This is a genomic window from Pseudomonas sp. TH15, assembly GCF_016651105.1.
Classification (GTDB): domain Bacteria; phylum Pseudomonadota; class Gammaproteobacteria; order Pseudomonadales; family Pseudomonadaceae; genus Aquipseudomonas.
This window is the reverse complement of the sequence record NZ_JAEKEL010000001.1, coordinates 3037104-3055356: the sequence shown is the minus strand read 5'-3', so window position 1 is coordinate 3055356 and position 18253 is coordinate 3037104. Positions and strand designations below refer to the sequence as shown.

General features: G+C 57.4%; 17 protein-coding genes and 1 tRNA gene. 8 read left to right on the top strand and 10 right to left on the bottom strand.

The features are described 5' to 3' along the window. The first annotated feature begins 477 nt into the window (after positions 1–477). Positions 478–2019, top strand: a complete 1542-nt coding sequence (locus JFT87_RS13910; RefSeq protein WP_201202057.1) for an NCS1 family nucleobase:cation symporter-1 — start codon at positions 478–480, stop codon at positions 2017–2019. Positions 2020–2076: 57 nt separating this feature from the next. Then, positions 2077–2805, top strand: coding sequence for an aspartate/glutamate racemase family protein (locus JFT87_RS13905; RefSeq protein WP_201202055.1), 729 nt, complete (start codon positions 2077–2079; stop codon positions 2803–2805). Positions 2806–2924: 119 nt separating this feature from the next. On the opposite strand, the gene JFT87_RS13900 is transcribed toward JFT87_RS13905, so the two are convergent. Next, positions 2925–3848 carry a LysR family transcriptional regulator gene (locus JFT87_RS13900; protein ID WP_201202053.1) on the bottom strand — a complete coding sequence of 308 codons (924 nt, stop codon included), beginning with the start codon at positions 3846–3848 and terminating at the stop codon, positions 2925–2927. A gap of 124 nt (positions 3849–3972) precedes the next feature. Here JFT87_RS13900 and JFT87_RS13895 point away from each other — a divergent pair, with 124 nt between their 5' ends. Continuing rightward, positions 3973–4719, top strand: a complete 747-nt coding sequence (locus JFT87_RS13895) for a 3-oxoacyl-ACP reductase family protein (RefSeq protein WP_201202051.1) — start codon at positions 3973–3975, stop codon at positions 4717–4719. Positions 4720–4800: 81 nt separating this feature from the next. Here the strand turns inward: JFT87_RS13895 and JFT87_RS13890 are convergent, their stop codons facing one another. Further along, complete coding sequence (locus JFT87_RS13890; protein WP_201202049.1) at positions 4801–5496, bottom strand: HAD-IA family hydrolase; 696 nt, start codon at positions 5494–5496, stop codon at positions 4801–4803. A gap of 244 nt (positions 5497–5740) precedes the next feature. On the opposite strand from JFT87_RS13890, the gene JFT87_RS28835 reads away from it, so the two are divergent. Then, on the top strand, positions 5741–10519 hold the full coding sequence (locus JFT87_RS28835; protein WP_201202048.1) for an RHS repeat-associated core domain-containing protein: 4779 nt from the start codon (positions 5741–5743) through the stop codon (positions 10517–10519). Positions 10520–10616: 97 nt separating this feature from the next. Beyond that, entirely contained in the window at positions 10617–10925 is a 309-nt protein-coding gene (locus JFT87_RS28830) for a DUF6896 domain-containing protein (RefSeq protein WP_446739719.1), read from the top strand. 167 nt (positions 10926–11092) lie between these two features. On the opposite strand, the gene JFT87_RS13880 is transcribed toward JFT87_RS28830, so the two are convergent. The 7 genes from JFT87_RS13880 to JFT87_RS13850 form a co-directional block, all read right to left on the bottom strand. Beyond that, on the bottom strand, positions 11093–11260 hold the full coding sequence (locus JFT87_RS13880; RefSeq protein ID WP_201202045.1) for a hypothetical protein: 168 nt from the start codon (positions 11258–11260) through the stop codon (positions 11093–11095). 120 nt (positions 11261–11380) lie between these two features. Continuing rightward, entirely contained in the window at positions 11381–11800 is a 420-nt protein-coding gene (locus JFT87_RS13875; protein ID WP_201202043.1) for a YMGG-like glycine zipper-containing protein, read from the bottom strand. A gap of 138 nt (positions 11801–11938) precedes the next feature. Further along, complete coding sequence (locus JFT87_RS13870; protein WP_201196239.1) at positions 11939–12310, bottom strand: bacteriocin; 372 nt, start codon at positions 12308–12310, stop codon at positions 11939–11941. Positions 12311–12636: 326 nt separating this feature from the next. Continuing rightward, complete coding sequence (locus JFT87_RS13865; protein ID WP_201202041.1) at positions 12637–12822, bottom strand: hypothetical protein; 186 nt, start codon at positions 12820–12822, stop codon at positions 12637–12639. 232 nt (positions 12823–13054) lie between these two features. Further along, positions 13055–13375 carry a YbjQ family protein gene (locus tag JFT87_RS13860; protein WP_149656865.1) on the bottom strand — a complete coding sequence of 107 codons (321 nt, stop codon included), beginning with the start codon at positions 13373–13375 and terminating at the stop codon, positions 13055–13057. Positions 13376–13456: 81 nt separating this feature from the next. Beyond that, entirely contained in the window at positions 13457–14071 is a 615-nt protein-coding gene (locus tag JFT87_RS13855; protein WP_201202040.1) for a hypothetical protein, read from the bottom strand. A gap of 219 nt (positions 14072–14290) precedes the next feature. Continuing rightward, positions 14291–14380: transfer RNA gene (locus tag JFT87_RS13850), tRNA-Ser, on the bottom strand. A gap of 308 nt (positions 14381–14688) precedes the next feature. Here JFT87_RS13850 and JFT87_RS13845 point away from each other — a divergent pair. The 3 genes from JFT87_RS13845 (at position 14689) to JFT87_RS13835 (ending at position 17432) form a co-directional block, all read left to right on the top strand. Next, the gene (locus tag JFT87_RS13845) at positions 14689–15378 is read left to right on the top strand and encodes a crotonase/enoyl-CoA hydratase family protein (RefSeq protein ID WP_201202038.1); all 690 of its coding nucleotides are present in this window, start codon (positions 14689–14691) and stop codon (positions 15376–15378) included. Between the two features lie 213 nt (positions 15379–15591). After that, entirely contained in the window at positions 15592–16314 is a 723-nt protein-coding gene (locus JFT87_RS13840; protein WP_201202036.1) for a 1-acylglycerol-3-phosphate O-acyltransferase, read from the top strand. A 146-nt stretch (positions 16315–16460) separates the two neighbouring features. Continuing rightward, complete coding sequence (locus JFT87_RS13835) at positions 16461–17432, top strand: magnesium and cobalt transport protein CorA (RefSeq protein WP_201202034.1); 972 nt, start codon at positions 16461–16463, stop codon at positions 17430–17432. 96 nt (positions 17433–17528) lie between these two features. Here JFT87_RS13835 and JFT87_RS13830 read toward each other — a convergent pair whose 3' ends face one another. Further along, complete coding sequence (locus JFT87_RS13830) at positions 17529–18251, bottom strand: amidotransferase (RefSeq protein WP_201202033.1); 723 nt, start codon at positions 18249–18251, stop codon at positions 17529–17531. Between the last annotated feature and the right edge of the window lie 2 nt (positions 18252–18253).

The window sequence follows — 18253 nt, the reverse complement described above, 5'->3', positions numbered from 1 at the left end:
GCCCGCGCCCACAGGTTCGATGTCTACTTCAAATTAATGTGTACACATTAATGTCACCACAAGTGCCATTTATGTGTGCACTTTTAGTTCCTTCGCCCCGAAAAGTTACATCCCACGAAAAAAAGCGCCGTCCTTGCCCACCCTCAAAATCCCCCGCCAAAAATAAATACCTGTTCAACCGGTCAAATTTTAACCACTTATTTTCAAATACTTAGCGCGCTTCGATAACTTTTCGAAATGAGCACGGCTGCGCATAGATCTTGAGCTGGCATAGATCTGGCTTTAGTGCACTTATGTTTTGTATACAATCACAATCAAAACATACACACACTTTAGATCCGCAAGCCTGAAGCGCCCTATCCCGTACAGGCTGCAGATGCCCCGTAACCAGTGATGCTCGCCACCCGCGACGAAGATTTGTCGAGCCCACGCTCATGCACAGTCATCGCGGCCTTCGAGCATCAGGAGCCTGCCGGAATGCGTACTAGCCTATCCAATAACAACATCGCGCTGGATCTGCCCTCCTCTGCCCTTGATCAACCGTTGCCCCACGACGGTCTGACCGAGCCGTTACAACTCAGCCCCCGTTTGCATAACAAAGACCTGGCACCCACCAAGGCTGAAGGCCGGCGCTGGGGTCGTTACAGCATCTTTGCCCTGTGGACAAATGACGTTCACAACATCGCCAACTACTCGTTCGCCATCGGCCTGTATGCCTTGGGGCTGGGCGGTTGGCAGATCTTGCTGTCGTTGGGGATCGGCGCGGCGCTGGTGTATAGCTTCATGAACCTCTCCGGCTACATGGGCCAGAAAACCGGTGTGCCGTTCCCGGTCATCAGCCGGATCAGTTTCGGCATTCACGGGGCGCAAATTCCTGCACTGATTCGCGCCATTATCGCCATCGCCTGGTTCGGAATTCAGACGTACCTCGCGTCGGTGGTCTTTCGGGTATTACTGACAGCGGTGCATCCCGGTTTCGCCGATTACGACCACAACTCGATCCTCGGCCTGTCGACCTTGGGCTGGGTGTGTTTCGTGGCGATCTGGTTCGTGCAACTGGGGATTCTGGCGTACGGCATGGAGATGGTACGGCGCTACGAGGCGTTTGCCGGGCCGGTGATTCTGCTGACCGTCGCCTCCCTCGCCGGGTGGATGTACTTCCAGGCCAACGCGACCATCGCCTGGTCGATTCGCGAACCGCTGACCGGTGGCGAGATGTGGCGCAATATCTTTGCCGGCGGTGCGCTGTGGCTGTCGATCTACGGCACGCTGATCCTCAACTTCTGCGACTTCGCCCGCTCTTCACCATGCCGCAAAACCATCAAGGTCGGAAATTTCTGGGGCCTGCCGGTCAATATTCTGGTGTTCGCCAGCATCACCGTCCTGCTCTGCGGCGCGCAATTTCAGATCAACGGCCGGATCATCGAAAGCCCGACGGAAATCATCGCCTCGATCCCCAACACCTTCTTCCTGGTGCTCGGTTGCCTGGCGTTCCTGATCGTCACCGTGGCGGTGAACATCATGGCCAACTTCGTCGCCCCGGCCTTCGTGCTCAGTAACCTGGCGCCGAAATACCTGACCTTCCGCCGCGCCGGGCTGATCAGCGCGACCATCGCCGTGTTGATCCTGCCGTGGAACCTCTACAACAGCCCGTTAGTGATCGTGTATTTCCTGTCCGGCCTCGGCGCTCTGCTCGGCCCGTTGTACGGGGTGATCATGGTCGACTACTGGCTTGTACGAAAAGGTCAGGTCAACGTGCCGCAGTTGTACAGCGAAGACCCCAACGGCGCTTATTACTACAGCCGAGGCGTCAATCTGCGCGCCGTGGCGGCGTTTATTCCTGCAGCGTTGATCGCCATCGTCCTGGCGCTGATGCCGGGTTTCCACTTGGTATCGCCGTTCTCCTGGCTGATTGGCGCCGGGATTGCAGGGATGCTCTACCTGATCATCGCCAAGCGGCAGCCTTATTATGCCGACGTCAGCGGTGAAGCCATCGCGGTCGATAACGTCAGCCATTAATCCCATCGCGGCCCGGCAGTGTCGGGCCGCAGAACCACCCCGCTATAAGGACTTTCCATGCGAATTCTCGTGGTCAACGTCAACACCACCGAATCCATCACCCAGGCCATCGCCCGCCAGGCCCAGTCCGTGGCCGCGCCCGGCACCGAAATCATCGGCCTGACGCCGCATTTCGGTGCCGATTCCATCGAAGGCAATTTCGAAAGCTACCTGGCCGCCATCGCGGTGATGGACCGGGTCATGTCCTACGACCAGCCGTTCGATGCGGTGATTCAGGCTGGCTACGGTGAACACGGTCGCGAAGGCTTGCAGGAATTGCTCAATGTGCCCGTCGTCGACATCACTGATGCTGGCGCCAGCACCGCGATGTTCCTCGGGCACGCCTATTCGGTGGTGACCACACTGGATCGCACCGTGCCGCTGATCGAGGATCGCCTCAAGTTGTCGGGACTGTGGGACCGTTGCGCGTCGGTGCGGGCCAGTGGGTTGGCGGTTCTGGAACTGGAGTCCGATCCGCAACGCGCGCTGGAGGCGATTGTTCGCCAGGCGGAATTGGCGGTGCTGGAGGATAAAGCCGAAGTCATTTGCCTGGGCTGCGGCGGCATGGCCGGGCTGGATGAGCAAATCCGCCAGCGCACCGGCGTGCCGGTGGTGGATGGCGTGACGGCGGCGGTGACCATTGCTGAGTCGTTGGTGCGGTTGGGGTTGTCGACGTCGAAAGTGCGGACTTATGCAACACCGCGGCCGAAGACGATTATTGGTTGGCCGGGGCGGTTTGGCAGGTAGACCGAGTTATCGTTTTCTACCCGAGCAAGCCCGCTCCCACATTGGATCTGCGTCGTATACAAATCCTCTGTAGGAGCGAGGCTTGACCGCGAAGGCCACAACTCGGTCTTAAGCCTGGCTCAAAGCGCACTAAACCGCTCCCCCAGCCCCTGCTCCGCAAACTGCTCAATGATGAAATCCACAAACGCCCGGGTCTTGCCCGGCAGCAGTTTGTGTTCCGCGTAATAGATCGAAATGTTGCCATCATCGACGTACCAATCCGGCAATACCCGCTGCAACGTCCCGGCCTGCAGATAGCCCACGGCAAACGGCATACTCACCAACGCGATGCCCAAACCCTGGGCGGCGCTGGCACACGCTGCTTCCGAATCGCTCATGGTCATCCGTGCCTTGAGCACCAATGGACTGTGTTGCTGGGTGCGACTGGTCAGTTGCCAGGAGCGCACGCGACCGGTTTGCGGTGAGCGGATGAGAATCCCGTCGCACAGTTTGAGGTCATCAGGTTCGACAATCGCCTCGCGCCCTGCCAGATATTCGGCCGACGCCACCAACACTCGATGAGCCGGGGTCAGCTTGCGCGCCACCACGCCCTGGGGCAGCTCGAATCCGCCGCCAATCGCCGCATCAAACCCCTGAGCGATCAGGTCAACCTGACGATTGTCGAAATGCCAGTCCGGATTGATCGCCGGATAGCGCCGCAGAAACTCCCCCAGCAACGGCACGACATACAAACGCCCGAACACCGTGCCCATGCTGACTTTCAGCGTACCGGCCGGTCGCCCTTCGGCGCTGGCGAGATTGGCCACGGCGTTTTGAATGGTGTTCAGGCTGGCGCTGACTTCGCCCAAAAACAACTGACCAGCCTCGGTCAACGTCAGGCTCCGGGTACTGCGCTGAAACAGCCGCACACCCAATCGCGCCTCAAGTTTGGCAACACTTTTACCTACCGCTGCCGGGGTCAGGCTCAGGCGCCGCGCGGCTTCGGCGAAGCTGCCGACTTCGGCGCTGCGTACGAAGCATTCGATACAGTTGAAGGTTTCCATAAGCACCACTATAAACAACTGGTTTACACAGACTATACAATTAAGGCCTACACAGAGGGTAATGCGAGGCCGATACTCGACTCCAACAACAAGGCAGCCCGCCTTGAATTTTCTGGAGATCGGCATGACCACTCAACACCTCAGCGGTAAAGTAGCTCTGATTCAAGGCGGATCCCGCGGTATCGGCGCCGCCATCGTCAAACGCCTGGCCGCTGAAGGCGCGGCAGTCGCCTTTACTTACGTCAGCTCCGCCGCCAAGGCTGAAGAATTGCAAAACAGCATCACCGGCAACGGCGGCAAAGCCCTCGCCATCAAGGCCGACAGCGCCGACGCCGAAGCCATTCGTAGCGCCGTGACCGCTACCGTCGAAGCCTTTGGCCGCCTGGACATACTGGTCAACAACGCTGGCGTGCTGGCTGTCGGACCGCTGGAAGATTTCAAACTCGAAGACTTCGATAAAACCCTGGCCATCAACGTGCGCAGCGTATTCGTCGCCACCCAGGCCGCAGCCAAGCACATGACCGAAGGCGGTCGCATCATCAACATCGGCAGCACCAACGCCGACCGCATGCCCTTCGCCGGTGGCGGCCCGTACGCGATGAGTAAATCAGCACTGGTCGGCCTGACCAAAGGCCTGTCCCGCGACCTCGGCCCACGGGGCATCACCATCAACAACGTACAACCGGGCCCGGTCGACACCGACATGAACCCGGCCGACGGTGACTTCGCCGAGAGCCTGATCCCGTTGATGTCCGTGGGTCGTTACGGTAAAGCCGAAGAAATCGCCAGTTTCGTCGCTTATCTGGTCGGCCCGGAAGCCGGTTACATCACCGGTGCCAGCCTGACGATCGACGGTGGCTTTGGCGCTTGATTGCGGTAAATCCCGAACACAAAAAATGCCGCGCCTCTATTAACAAAGGCGCGGCATTTTTTATGCGAACTTACTGTGCAGTCAGGCCCACTCAAGCACTGGCAAGCCGCACTCGCCCGGTTTGAAGGCCTTCAACGTACGAAGAATGCCATCAGCGTGTGCGTACTTTTCATCGGCCATGGCCGCATCCGGGATCGCAATCGCGGTCATCCCCGCCGCTTTTGCCGCCGTGACGCCAAACGGCGAATCTTCGAACACCAGGCAGTCCTCGGGAGCGACACCCAGGCGCCGTGCCGCCGTCAGGAAAATATCCGGCGCCGGTTTGGCCGCACCGACTTCCGGGTCATCAGCGGTAACAATGAAGTCGAACAGCGCAAACCAGTCGCGGTGCAGCGTGGTTTTCTGGCCAAACGACTGGCGAGAAGAGCTGGTGCCCACCGCAATCGGAATGTTATTGGCCTTCAAGTGCCGAACCAATTCCTCGGCGCCCGGCATCGCCAGTGCCGAGGGGAAACGCTCGCGCATCAGGGGTTCACGGATCACCAGAAACTCTTCGGCGGTGATCGGCAGGTCCAGCGCCTCGACCACGTAGCGCGCAAGGTCACCCGCGCCACGGCCGATGATGTTCTGTTTGATGCTCCAGTCGAAAGTCCGCCCGTAACGCTCGGCAATCAACGAGGTGACCTCGGTGTAAATCCCTTCGGTGTCCAGCAGCAAACCGTCCATATCGAAAATCACGGCCTTGATCGGGCCGAACGCCTTCAGCAGTGCATTCATCATCGGATCCGTTATCAAAGACATCCCAGGCGGCGGGTGGCCGCTGCTCGGATCTGATTAAAGGGTTCAGCAGCATAACGAGCACAACGGACATTGAGCAACGGCCAATGTCCGTTGAGGCGATGAACTACTCGCAAGCAATTAGCGAAACGCCCTACAAACATTACCTACTTTCCCGGCTTCTTTCCCTTTTGATTCCTCGCAAAGTCCGCGCACCCTTTTTCACATGCGCGAGTGACTGCGAATGCTTCCACCCGATCGGCTTTTGCCCCTTAACAACAGCATCGGCCTGCTGGTGGTTGCCGCACTGAACCCTGAGCACCCGGACTTTGAAAACCTGATCCGGGAATTTCGCCTGAGCCTGAACCAATACGAGGACTGGGCCGAACAGTACTGGACGGGGACGGCGCTCCAGGTCGAGCAGGTATTCAAGGTCGGCAACGACGTTCACCTCAGCGCTCCGGTCAAATCGCGCAAGCCGATCAGTTCATCCGTGGTCATGTGCCCTGCCAGTGGCCCGTTGACCCTGGTGCATATGTTCGAGGCCGCGCGTTTCGTGCCGATCGGCAACACGCCGGTAATGCTCGAACCAGTGATCGCGGACCGCAAAGGTGCGCTGACATTCGGTGAACCCATCCACAAGACCATCGGCCCGAGCGGCATTCTCGAAGTATCCGACTGCTCGCGGGGCCAGCGTTATCGCATCACCTTCTTTCCCGATGTTTCCACCAGGCATGTGCAGGCGCTGTTTGCCTCTTATGAGGAGATCCTCAACGGCCTCGAAGGCTGGTTGCGCGATGAGTGGGCCGGATTTCAACCGCTCTGGAAGGAGTTTTCCAGCGTCGGATTTCTGCAACGCTACGGCCAATTGCAACAGGCAGATTGGCGCGGGTTCGAGAAATCCCTGCACAGCGTCTGGGATGACATCAAGCAAGTGTTCGCCCTCCTCGCCGATTTACAGGCGAACAGCGAAAAGCTGCTGGAGTATCTGAGCACCGCCGAACTTGAGGCGCTGCTGCAAGCCTCCGGCGAAGCCATTGCCAATGGTTTGCTGATTCTCAGCGACGAACCGCTGTTATTCATTCATCTGGCGGCGTTCACCAGCTGGCTGAAAATGCTGCCGCCGCAATACCTGGCGGAAGTGGTCGCGGAGGTTCGTGCTGAGCTGCTGATCAGTTTTCTGTTGATGCGGCTGTCTGGCGGCGTCGGTGTGCAGTTGCGCCTGAGCAGCAAGGTACTGGCGAAAATCAAATCGCCGCGGGCACGGGAGTGGCTGGCCGCTTCGGCGTTGCGTCTGGCCGAGCTGAGCTCTGCACCGGAGCTGACCCGACATGCTGGGGCGCTGAAACCGTTGCTGGTCAATGCGCGGGATGTGCAACTGAATCCAGCGCCAGCGATTCCACTGAATATCCGTCAGGCCGACTCAGTGGTGCTGACGGTGCCAAACCCAGCGCCCATTGCGCGAGACAAGTCGCGCGACATGACGCAGTTGCAGCGACATGAACCTCACGACGACGCGCCGGATCAGTCGAAAAATCCTAACGGCGACAGCGCTGACTGTGGCCCGGAGACCTGCACCAACGGCTGCCCGGTGTCGATGGTCACCGGCGAGGAACTGCTGACCCTCACCGATGGCACCCTCGATGGGCGGTTGCCGTTCGAGTTCACGCGGTTGTACCGCAGCAGTGCTTGTGAAGTCGATATTGGGTTGGGGTCTGGCTGGAGTCATTCGCTGGCGCATCGGCTGGAGTTTGCTGACGACGGCGTTGTCTGGGTTGACCATGAAAACCGCCGTACACAGTTTCCGTTACCGAGTGTTTCGCGTCCGGCGATTCACAACAGTCTGTCGCGGGCGGCGATCTTTCTCGGGGATGAGCCGCAGGAGTTGATCCTCGCGCTGGCCGGGGAAAAATCGCAGTTCTATCACTTTCGAGCCGGACGGCTGACGTCGATCAGCGACGTGCATGGCAATCGTCTGACCGTACAACGGGATCGGTCTGACAGAGTCCAGCGACTTGATAACGGTGCAGGCCGCTCACTGCTGTTGCGTTACGACGGCCAACATCTGTCGGCGGTGGATTATCAATCCTTTCACAACGCTGAATGGACGACGGAACAGACACTGGTCTGCTATCGCTACGACGCTCTGCACCGTTTGATCGAAGCCACCAACGCCGTCGGTGAAAGCGAGCGCTACGACTACGACGACCAGCATGTGATCCTGCAGCGCCAACTGACCGGGGGCGCGAGCTTCTTCTGGGAATGGGAACGCGTCGGCAAGGCTGCACGTTGCGTGCGGCATTGGGCGTCGTTTTCGCAGATGGACACCCAGTACGTCTGGAACGATGACGGCAGCGTCGCGGTGCATTATGTCGACGGCACCGAAGAGGTTTACCACCACGACGACCGTGCACGACTGGTGCGCAAGGTCGAAGCCAATGGCGGCGAACACCTCAAGGCCTACGACGCTTGCGGGCGTCTGGTCGCCGAGCAGGATCCGCTCGGGGCCGTCACTCAATACCGCTATGACGACGTCGGACGGCTGATCGCACTGCTTCCGCCGGGCGATGAGGCAACGTCCTACGAGTATCGCAACGGTTTTCTGCACAAGCGTTCTCGGGGCGATGCGACCTGGACCTACCGGCGCAATGCTCAGGGCGATGTCACCGAAGCGGTCGACCCTGAAGGCCATGTCACTCATTACCACTACGACACGCACGGGCAACTGTTGTCGATCCGTTACCCGGACACCAGTCGGCAGGTGCTGGTGTGGAACGACCTCGGTCAACTGATCGAAGAAACCCGGCCTGACGGCGGTGTACGACGCTTTTCCTATGATGCGCTGGGGCGGCGGACGACCACGGTTGACGAACACGGTGCCGTTACCCGTCAGCACTGGGACGCCGTTGGCCGACTGGTTCAGACGACTTTTCCTACCGGCGCCACCCGCGCCTACAGCTACGGCGCTTACGGCCAGGTCACGGCTGAACGCGATGAACTGGGCCGCTTCACCCGCTATGAATACGACGATGACCTGCACCTGGTCTCGCGCAAGATCAACCCCGACGGCACGCGGGTGCAGTATCGCTACGATCATGCGCAGCTGCTGCTCACCGAGATCGAAAACGAGTCTGGCGAAAAATACCTGCTGGACTACACGCCGACCGGATTGATCCGACAGGAAACCGGCTTCGACGGACGGCGTACGGCGTATGCCTATGACCTCAACGGCCAGCTGCTGGAGAAAACCGAGTTCGGCGATGACGGCTCGCAGTTAGTCACCGCTTATGCGCGCGATGCCGCCGGGCGCCTGTTGGTCAAGACCCTGCCGGACGGGGTCAAGATCACCTACCAATACGACCACCTCGGTCTTCTGATGGCGGTCAATGATGGCCAGAAATATCCGCTGGCGTTTGAGTACGACCTGCAGGATCGGTTGGTCGCCGAGCATCAGGGCTGGGGCACCCTGCGTTACACCTACGACGCCTGCGGCCAGCTCAAACGCATGCGCCTACCGGACAACAGCAAGCTCGATTACCACTACGCCAAGGGCGGCGTGCTGACGGCCATCGACCTCAACGGTTCACAACTGACAGGCCACGTCTATCAATCGGGTCGTGAGAAAAATCGCCAACAAGGTCTGCTGCTCAGCGAATATTCCTACGACGATCAGGGTCGATTGCTGGCTCACGCCGTAGGCCACCGGCGCGACTCCCTCTATCGCCGCGACTACGCCTACAGCGCCAACGGCAATCTGAACTACATCGCCGACACCCGTCACGGCCAACGCACCTACGGCTACGACGCCCTCGACCGTTTGATCCGCGTTCGCCACTCGCGCGATGAACTGCCGGAAACCTTCGGCCACGACCCGGCTGGCAACCTGCTGATGCAGGATAGCCCCGGCCCGACTCGCATCAAAGGTAACCGCCTGCTGATGCAGGGCGACCGCCACTATGACTACGACGCTCACGGCAACCTGAGCCGCGAACGTCGCGGCACCGGACAAAAACTCGTTACCGAGTACCGTTACGACTGCCAGCATCGCCTCATTGGCGCCAGCCTGCCCGGCGGCAGCATCGCTAGTTACAAGTACGACGCCTTCGGCCGCCGTATCGCCAAGACCGTAGACGGCCAAACCACAGAATTTATGTGGCAAGGCGAACGCCTGATCGCGGAAAGCAGCGACGAGCATTACCGCAGCTACATCTATGAGCCAGGCACCTTCCGCCCACTGGCCATGCTCGACGGCAAAGGCCCGCGTAAGGCCTGCCCGTTCTACTACCAACTCGACCACCTCGGCACGCCGCAGGAACTGACGGATTTCGGTGGTGAGATTGTTTGGGCGGCGAAGTACAACGCTTACGGCAAGGTCACTCGCCTGACCCATGGCGCGGGTGAACAACTCGAACAGCCGTTGCGATTTCAGGGGCAGTACTTTGATGCTGAGTCGGGACTGCATTACAACCGGCATCGGTACTATGATCCGGAGATGGGCCGGTATCTGACGCCGGATCCGATCAAGTTGGCGGGTGGGCTGAACCAGTATCAGTACACGCCGAACCCGACGGGGTGGGTTGATCCGTTGGGGTTGAGCGGGAATTGCCCGACACCCAATAAGTCGGGTTGTAAGGTGCCGGGGGATACGACTGGCGCTAGGGTTGATGAGGGTGAGCCGCAATTACCTGGCCTGATTAATGACGTTGACCCAAAAACCTTGAAGCGAACACATTCAATTTCGGGAAAAAAATCAACCAAACGAGTCGAAGAAATAGGGACTGAAATGAGAGTTGGAGGGTACGATATTAGCTTTCCCATAGATGTAGTAGAACATCAAGGTACCCGTTACATTTTGGATGGACACCACCGAGCAGCGGCCGCAAAACAAACAGCAACACCGATAACTATAAAACTGATAACTAATATCAGAGAACACAAAGGAACTTTGAATACCATCGAAGAGGTAATTGAGTCAGCTGAGAATGTCGGACATGACCGACTGGAGCATCATAGAAGAAGATGAAAACCGACGACAGAATTGAAGATCTAATAAATGACTTTCTTTCAAAAGTAGAAATCGGCACAGAGTTGTTGCAAAAAAATTTGGCACTCGTAATATTTTGCGACTTTGGCGAAGCAAGAAAATCGAACGCTGCGGGGAAATAATCAACGGAATTCAATATGAATTGCACGGAGTAGGTTGCGCCATTCACTTCCCAACAGAGTCAGTAGACTTCGATTATGGATCGAACAACAGGATCGACGGCTTCGATGCATGGCGCCTTTATATTTATGCTAGCGACAGACCACTTAAATATAAAAAATACTGCGATAAAAAAATCGTTGAAAAAGAGCTGAACGAATATATCGCATCTGGCCGAATAGAAAAAATGTCACCATCAGACAACCTTTACATCCTAAAAAAATAAACAAGGCCTTACAATAATAAAATATTTTTTCGACTATCTTTCGACCTCCTAATTGACCTACTTATCAACCGTAACCAGCAGTAGCAAACTGTTCCAACTCAAAGGGCCTATGAGCATAGGCCCTGAACGTTTAAAAAATGCGTATCGGGCTCAATTCCCAAAATCCCTCACTGCTCCCCCTCATCCTCCTCATACTCCATATCCGCTTCATCAGAATCATTCAACGGCACCGTCGCGTCATCCATCAGCGACCCCGGATCCTCGTTCCCCGGATCATTGATAAACGGCAGCCCACTCGGACCTTTCTCTTCCTTGCCTTCGGTTTCGGGAGTCATGGCGAACCTCATCAATTAGGTAAGTGTATGACGTTCGAAAAGCCCTGCTGCCAATCGTTCCAGCGTCTGACCAGCAAATACGAAAAACCCGGCGCGAAGCCGGGTTTGTTGCGTCTGCCATTAATGATGCCGGTTCTTATGTTTGTTCTTATGTTTGTGACCGCCACCCGAGTGAGACCCGCCATCGCCGCCCAGGTTGTTGCCGACCGCGCCACCCGCCGCGCCACCCAATCCTGCGCCGACGGCCGAACCGGTTGATCCGCCGAGGCTATTACCGACCACTGAGCCACCCGCGGCGCCGAGGCCTCCGCCAATAGCGGCTTCTGTACGGTTGCGTTTATTCGCCCCGACCGCACCGCCGGCCGCGCCACCCACGCCGGCGCCGACCGCCGCACCGGTGCTACCGCCGAGTTGCCCGCCGACCACGTTGCCCAGTACCCCACCGAGTCCGCCGCCCACAGCTGCCGAACCATCACCGGCCGCCATCGCGCCTTGCGCCACCAGCAATCCGAAAAACAGTGCAGATAATGACAATCGCATATGAACCTCACAATTCCCGAATCGGGACAGTCCGCCCAGGCAAGGGCCTATATGAGATTGGAGGCTCATGCGGGGAGATTCGTTCACAAACGAAAAAGCCCGGCATCAAGCCGGGCTTTTTGCGCTGACCAATCAGGATCAGTGACGCTTGTGACCTTTCGACAGGTTGGTACCTACCGCGCCGCCCGCTGCGCCGCCCAGGCCAGCTCCGATGGTTGCACCGGTCTTGCCGCCCAGACTGTTGCCGATAACCGAACCGCCAGCCGCGCCGACGCCACCGCCAATGGCTGCTTTGGTACGGCTGCCTTTCGGTGCCGCGATGGCACTGCCTGCTGCGCCCGCTACGCCAGCACCAATCGCTGCGCCGGTGCTGCCGCCCATTTTCTGACCGACCACATTACCCAGCGCGCCACCCAGACCACCACCGAGCGCGGCAGTACCTTGACCGGCAGCCATCGCACCTTGAGTAACCAGAAGCCCCAGAACCAGGGCGGGCAGTGTTAAACGCATGACGAAAACCTCAAAAAAAGGGGGAGAACGAAAGGGCCGAGATTGAATGCTTTAGAGATGGCAAAGTCCAGACACAAATGAGCTCGACATCGCTGTGGGCGTCGGTTGGACCACGTTTATGGAAAAGGTTTTATCGCAGGCAAAAAAAAGCCCGCTGGGGAGACGGGCTGGAGTATTGCTTTCTAACGGATGGCTTCACCCTACTTTGGCTGACGTGAAAAGTTTGTGAAAAGAACTGCGCCCGCGCAACCGACTGTAGGACATTTCCATGCAACCCTATTGAGCATAAAAAACCCCGTTCATTGACGGGGTTGTTCATTGAAAGCTTATTTTCTGGCTCGAGCGAGCTTGGGCAGAAATTTCGATTTCGGCCCTCGAGGGGCCGTCGATTTGATCTTGTCCGTCTCGACCTGATCCTCGCCAAAGCCAGCCACGTACTCGGTCTGGCCACACTGCACACAATTGTTGATTGGAAACTCAGCCCCGTCGTCTTCGATATACGGATCAGCCATTTCTTCGCCCCTTTCAAAACAGGGTCAATACCGGCAAGCCCTTTTTGCCTGAAAAATATCGACCACCAAGGCTTGTGAGACTAGCCGGTCATTACTGGACTTGTGATTCAGATCGTCTGACGCCCGACGAATGGCCTACGAAAACTAAACGTCACACAAGCCCCAAGGCTGATCGCGTGCATACAGAGCCCGTCCGTTATCGGGATGGGCTCACATGCCTGATAGCCGAAACTCAGCGCAACTTGACCGCCGTCCCGGTCACAAACACCACCACCATCCCGCCCTTGCCCGCCGGCATGCTGATCTCGAAATCGAGCCCCACCACCGCATCTGCCTGCAACGCCTGAGCGCGCTCCTTGATCTCGTCGGTCGCCTGAATACGCGCCTCTTTCAATGCTCGCTCCAGCGTCTGAGAGCGCCCCCCAAAAAAATCCCGCATCCCGGCGAACATGTCGCGGATAACGTTGACGCCCTGCACCGACTCGGCGCTGACAATGTCCAGGTAGGCGGTGATTTGGCGGCCTTCGATGGTGTGGGTTGTGGTGGTGATCATGGAGTCGTCCTTTTACGGGTCATTAAAAATGCGATTGTAAAGCCAACTGAAAAGCTGCGGAGATTGCTGACACCATAGGTGCTATGACTTCATAAAATCCTTTATCTTTCTTTCACTATCTTCTATTTGTTCGCGCTCGCGATTTTTCTGCTCGAACTGATCCAGATTGTCATCCACCTCTTTTGTCGTGACCGGATGTATCGTAATGCCGTTACGATCTGTAGTAAGTTTCGCATTCGCCCCACGCTTATAGTAAACAGTCCCACTACGAAACAACTCGATCCACCCTGCCTGCTGCAGCGCTTCTAAAAATGCGTTGCTATCCTTGCCGGCAGGCCGCAAAACAATGGAACCATATGTAAGTTTTTCAACGGGCACCTCACCCAACTTATCCCAGTCAGTGTGGCTGCCTCCAATGGAAAAATTTGCATCACCATTGAGCGTGACTGATGCACTACCCAGAGCAATGCCGTATACCGTACCGGGAACCTCACGCGAACAGACGTACCCTGAATAGGTTTTGAAAGCGCAATTTGTGAACCCCGTTCTTTTCGCATCCGCCGTTGTACCTGGCACGACGAGCCCTTCAAACTCATAAGCATCGTAAGTCTTCGATTTAACTTCGGGCTGAGCCTGTGCTTGCACGAAAAGACTCATGCACAAAAAAGCCAAATGAACAGTTCGCTTTAACAACATCACTTACTCCATTAAACGACGGCGTTGATCCTTAGAAGACGACCACCTCCTGATCCGCGGACCTGACATTGGTTCATAGCCTGGGTGCCATCAAGGACTCAAACAAACACAACCGGTATTCCAGCCCTGCTCGTGCCACACAGAATATTTTTCCAGACGCCAAAAACCACAAACCCCCGACTTTCTCTAGGAAAATCAGGGGTTTGTGTTTACTTAATGTGGCGGTGAAGGAGAGATTCGAACTCTCGATACAATTTCTTGTATACACACTTTCCAGGCGTGCTCCTTAAGCCACTCGGACACTTCACCGTATCTCTTCAAACAAGTTCTGTCTGTCGAGGCGCGCTAATGTAGTCGAAAGCTTTTCCGATGGCAAATATTTTTTTCAGAATTTTCATGCGCTTAGCGATTTAGTCGTTCCGGCGGGTTCCGGGCCATGGCAAACCTGCCAATCTCCGGCGTCGTGCCCTCTTCTATATAGAGGGGAATGCACGGCCAGTGCGGCCGGCTACGCTTGTCCGACGGGAAAAGGGTGACTGGCGGGTCAGTCACGGCGCTTTACCTGGCCTACGGCGGTGGGTAACGTCTGCCTCAACTTTCATACAAGGAATAGCGTCATGAGTGAGTTAGTTTCCTACAACCTCGAAGACGGTATCGCGACCCTGACGTTGAGCAATGGCAAGGTAAACGCCATTTCCCCGGACGTGATTGCGGCGTTTAATGCTGCGCTGGATCAGGCGGTGACTGATCGTGCGGTGGTGATCATTACCGGTACGCCGGGGATTCTGTCGGGCGGTTATGACTTGAAGGTGATGACGGCCGGGCCTAAAGAAGCCGTGGCGCTGGTGACGGCTGGTTCGACACTGGCCCGCCGCTTGTTGTCGCACCCGTTCCCGGTGATCGTGGCGTGCCCTGGGCATGCGGTGGCCAAGGGTGCATTCCTGTTGTTGTCGGCGGATTACCGCATTGGTGTCGACGGTCCGTTCAGCATTGGTCTGAATGAAGTGCAGATCGGTATGACCATGCACCACGCCGGGATCGAACTGGCGCGTGATCGCCTGAGCAACGCGGCGCTGCATCGTTCGGTAATCAATGGCGAGATGTTCAATCCGCAGAGCGCGATTGCGGCCGGTTTCCTCGATGTGGTGGTCTCGGCCGAGGAGCTGCAAGGTGCAGCACTGGCCGCGGCGCGTCAGTTGAAGAAGATCAACATGACCGCGCACAAGAACACCAAGCTGAAAGTGCGCCAAGCGCTGCTGGAGACGCTGGACAACGCGATCATCCAGGATCAGGAACACTTGGGCTAAGCTCCGGCCCGCTACAACGAAAAGCCCGGCCCTCGTGTCGGGCTTTTCGTACGTGCTCTGTTGAAAAGCCTGCAACCGCTCTAGGCCGTGTCTGACACTCAAGTCGGAAACATGCGCTTAAACATCGCCTATCTCCCGCCTCTATAGCGGCAATTGCCGAAAACAGTGCACATCCGTACACTGCGCCACCTTTTGTCCCGGTGGGGCCTGTAAATGCTGTTTGTGTTTCGTATGTTATTGATGGGCCTGCACTTTATTCTGGCCGGTGTGGCGGGGGTGATCCTCGGTCTGTGCCGACCGTTCAACCCGGACAACAGCCGTTTATGCGCGCGCCTGTATGCCTGGCCGGCGATGTGTATTTTGCGTCTGCGGGTGAAGACCGATGTCGGGCCGTTGATGGACAAACCCGAGAGCTGCGTGATCATCGCCAATCACCAGTCCAACTACGATCTGTTTGTGTTCGGCAACGTCGTGCCCCACCGCACCGTGTGCATCGGCAAGAAGAGCCTGAAGTGGGTGCCGCTGTTCGGTCAGTTGTTCTGGCTGGCGGGTAATGTGTTGATCGACCGCGGCAATGCGCACAAGGCGCGCCAGTCGATGCTGACCACCACGCACACCTTGCAGCATGAAGACACCTCGATCTGGGTGTTCCCGGAAGGCACGCGTAACCTCGGCGAAGAGTTGCTGCCGTTCAAGAAAGGCGCGTTCCAGATGGCGATTGCGGCCGGGGTGCCGATCGTACCGGTGTGTGTCAGCAGTTACGTCAAACACATGCGATTGAACCGCTGGAGCAGTGGGAAAATTCTGATTCGTTCGCTGCCGGCGATTCCGACCGCAGGGTTAAGCATGGACGACATGCCTCTGCTGATCGCCCAATGCCGAGAACAGATGCGCGAATGCATCGCCTCGATGGATCGACAACTGCAAGCCGCTTAAACGAAACCCGCCCTGTGCGGGTTTTCTTTTGCCTGCGACCTCGTGCCAGCGAACTCTTAAGATTTCACTGACTCTCAAGCAGCAGACAAGGCTAAGCTGATCGCTGCCTGCCACTGCCATCTGCTAATAAGAAGTGAACCACCATCATGGGTAGAGTTGTTGCTGCTGCGGTTTACAGCGCCGGTAAAAAAATCACCAATATCACTCTCGACGAAGGCGCCGCCTGGGCGGCCAAGACCGGCCACTTTGTCTGGATTGGCCTCGAAGAGCCCAACGCCGAGGAGCTGACCAACCTGCAACGCCAGTTCAACCTGCATGAACTGGCCATCGAAGATGCCCTGGAAAAACACAGCCGACCGAAGCTGGAAACCTTCGGTGATGCACTGTTTATTGTCACGTACTCGCCGATCCGAGAGAACGGCGTCTTGCAGTTCATCGAGACTCACATCTTTGCCGGCAAGGGTTACATCATCACCGCGCGCAACGGTCATTCGGCGTCCTACGCCCATGTCCGCCAACGCTGTGAGGCGCGTCCGTTGTTGTTGGAGCACGGGGAAGATTTCGTACTCTACGCGATCCTCGATTTTGTCATCGAAAACTACCAGCCGGTGGGCGAAGCGATTCACGCCGAGATCGATGAGCTGGAGCGCAACGTGCTGTGCAGCGCGTTGAATGAGCGTGACATCCAGAATCTCCACAGCCTGCGCCGCGACGTGCTGCGCTTGCGCCGATATGCGGCGCCAATGGTGGAGATCGGTGAAGAGCTGCAGAAGCTGAGCTTCCCGTTTATCGACAAGAACATGCGGCCGTACTTCCGTGATGTGCAGATCCACGTCACGCGGCAGATGGAAGACCTGACGACCCTGGCGGATATCGCCAGCCAGACGATTGAGGTCGGGGTGTTGCTGGAGGCTGCACGCCAAAGCGTGGTGCAGCGCAAGTTTGCGGCGTGGGCAGCAATTCTGGCGTTTCCGACGGCGGTGGCCGGGATTTATGGGATGAACTTTCAGAACATGCCGGAATTGAGTTGGCATTACGGGTATTTCGCGGTGCTGAGTTTCATCACCGTGGGTTGCGTGGCTTTGTGGGCGAGTTTCAAGAAGTCCGGGTGGTTGTAGTCAAGACCGAGTCGTCTGTGCGATTCGCGGGCAAGCCTCGCTCCTACTGGTCAGCGTGATCCGTAGGAGCGAGGCTTGCCCGCGAAGCTTTTAGCCTCAAACCGTCTCAGGCTTATGCGCCACAAACCGCATCATCCACTCCGCAACCGTAGCGCCATGATGCGCATGCTCAAGGCTCGCCACACCCTTGGAATAAACCTGCTCACCCAAATGCTGCTGGCGAATCTCCAGCAACGCCCGTGAGTAGTCGTGAATGAACTCCGGATGCCCCTGGAAGCACAGCACCTGATCGTTGATGTGATACGCGGCAAACGGGCAGAAATCGCTCGAGGCAATCACCGTGGCGTTTTCCGGCAGCACCGTGACTTGATCCTGGTGGCTGATCAGCAGTGTCAGTTCTTCCATCACCGGGCTCATCCACGGCGCCTTCGCGGCGAGTTTGTAGTTATGGATGCCAACGCCCCACCCCTGGCTCGCTCGCTCGCTCTTGCCGCCGAGCAGCAGCGCCAGCAGTTGATGGCCGAAGCACACGCCCAGCAGTTTGTCGCCGCGCTCATAGCGAGTCAGCAAGTAAGTCTTGAGGGTTTCAATCCACGGGTCGGTGCCGAAGGAATCAGCCTTGCTGCCGGTGACCAGGTAGGCGTCGAAGGTCAGCTCATCGCTGGGGTAGTCGCCCTGCATCACGTTGTAGACGGTGAACTCGGCAGCGATGGGTTGCTGCGAAAACAGGCGCTGGAACATCTGCCCGTAACCCTGATATTGATCGACCAGTTCTGGACGCAGGATGTCGGTTTCCAGAATGCAGATGCGTAACGACATAA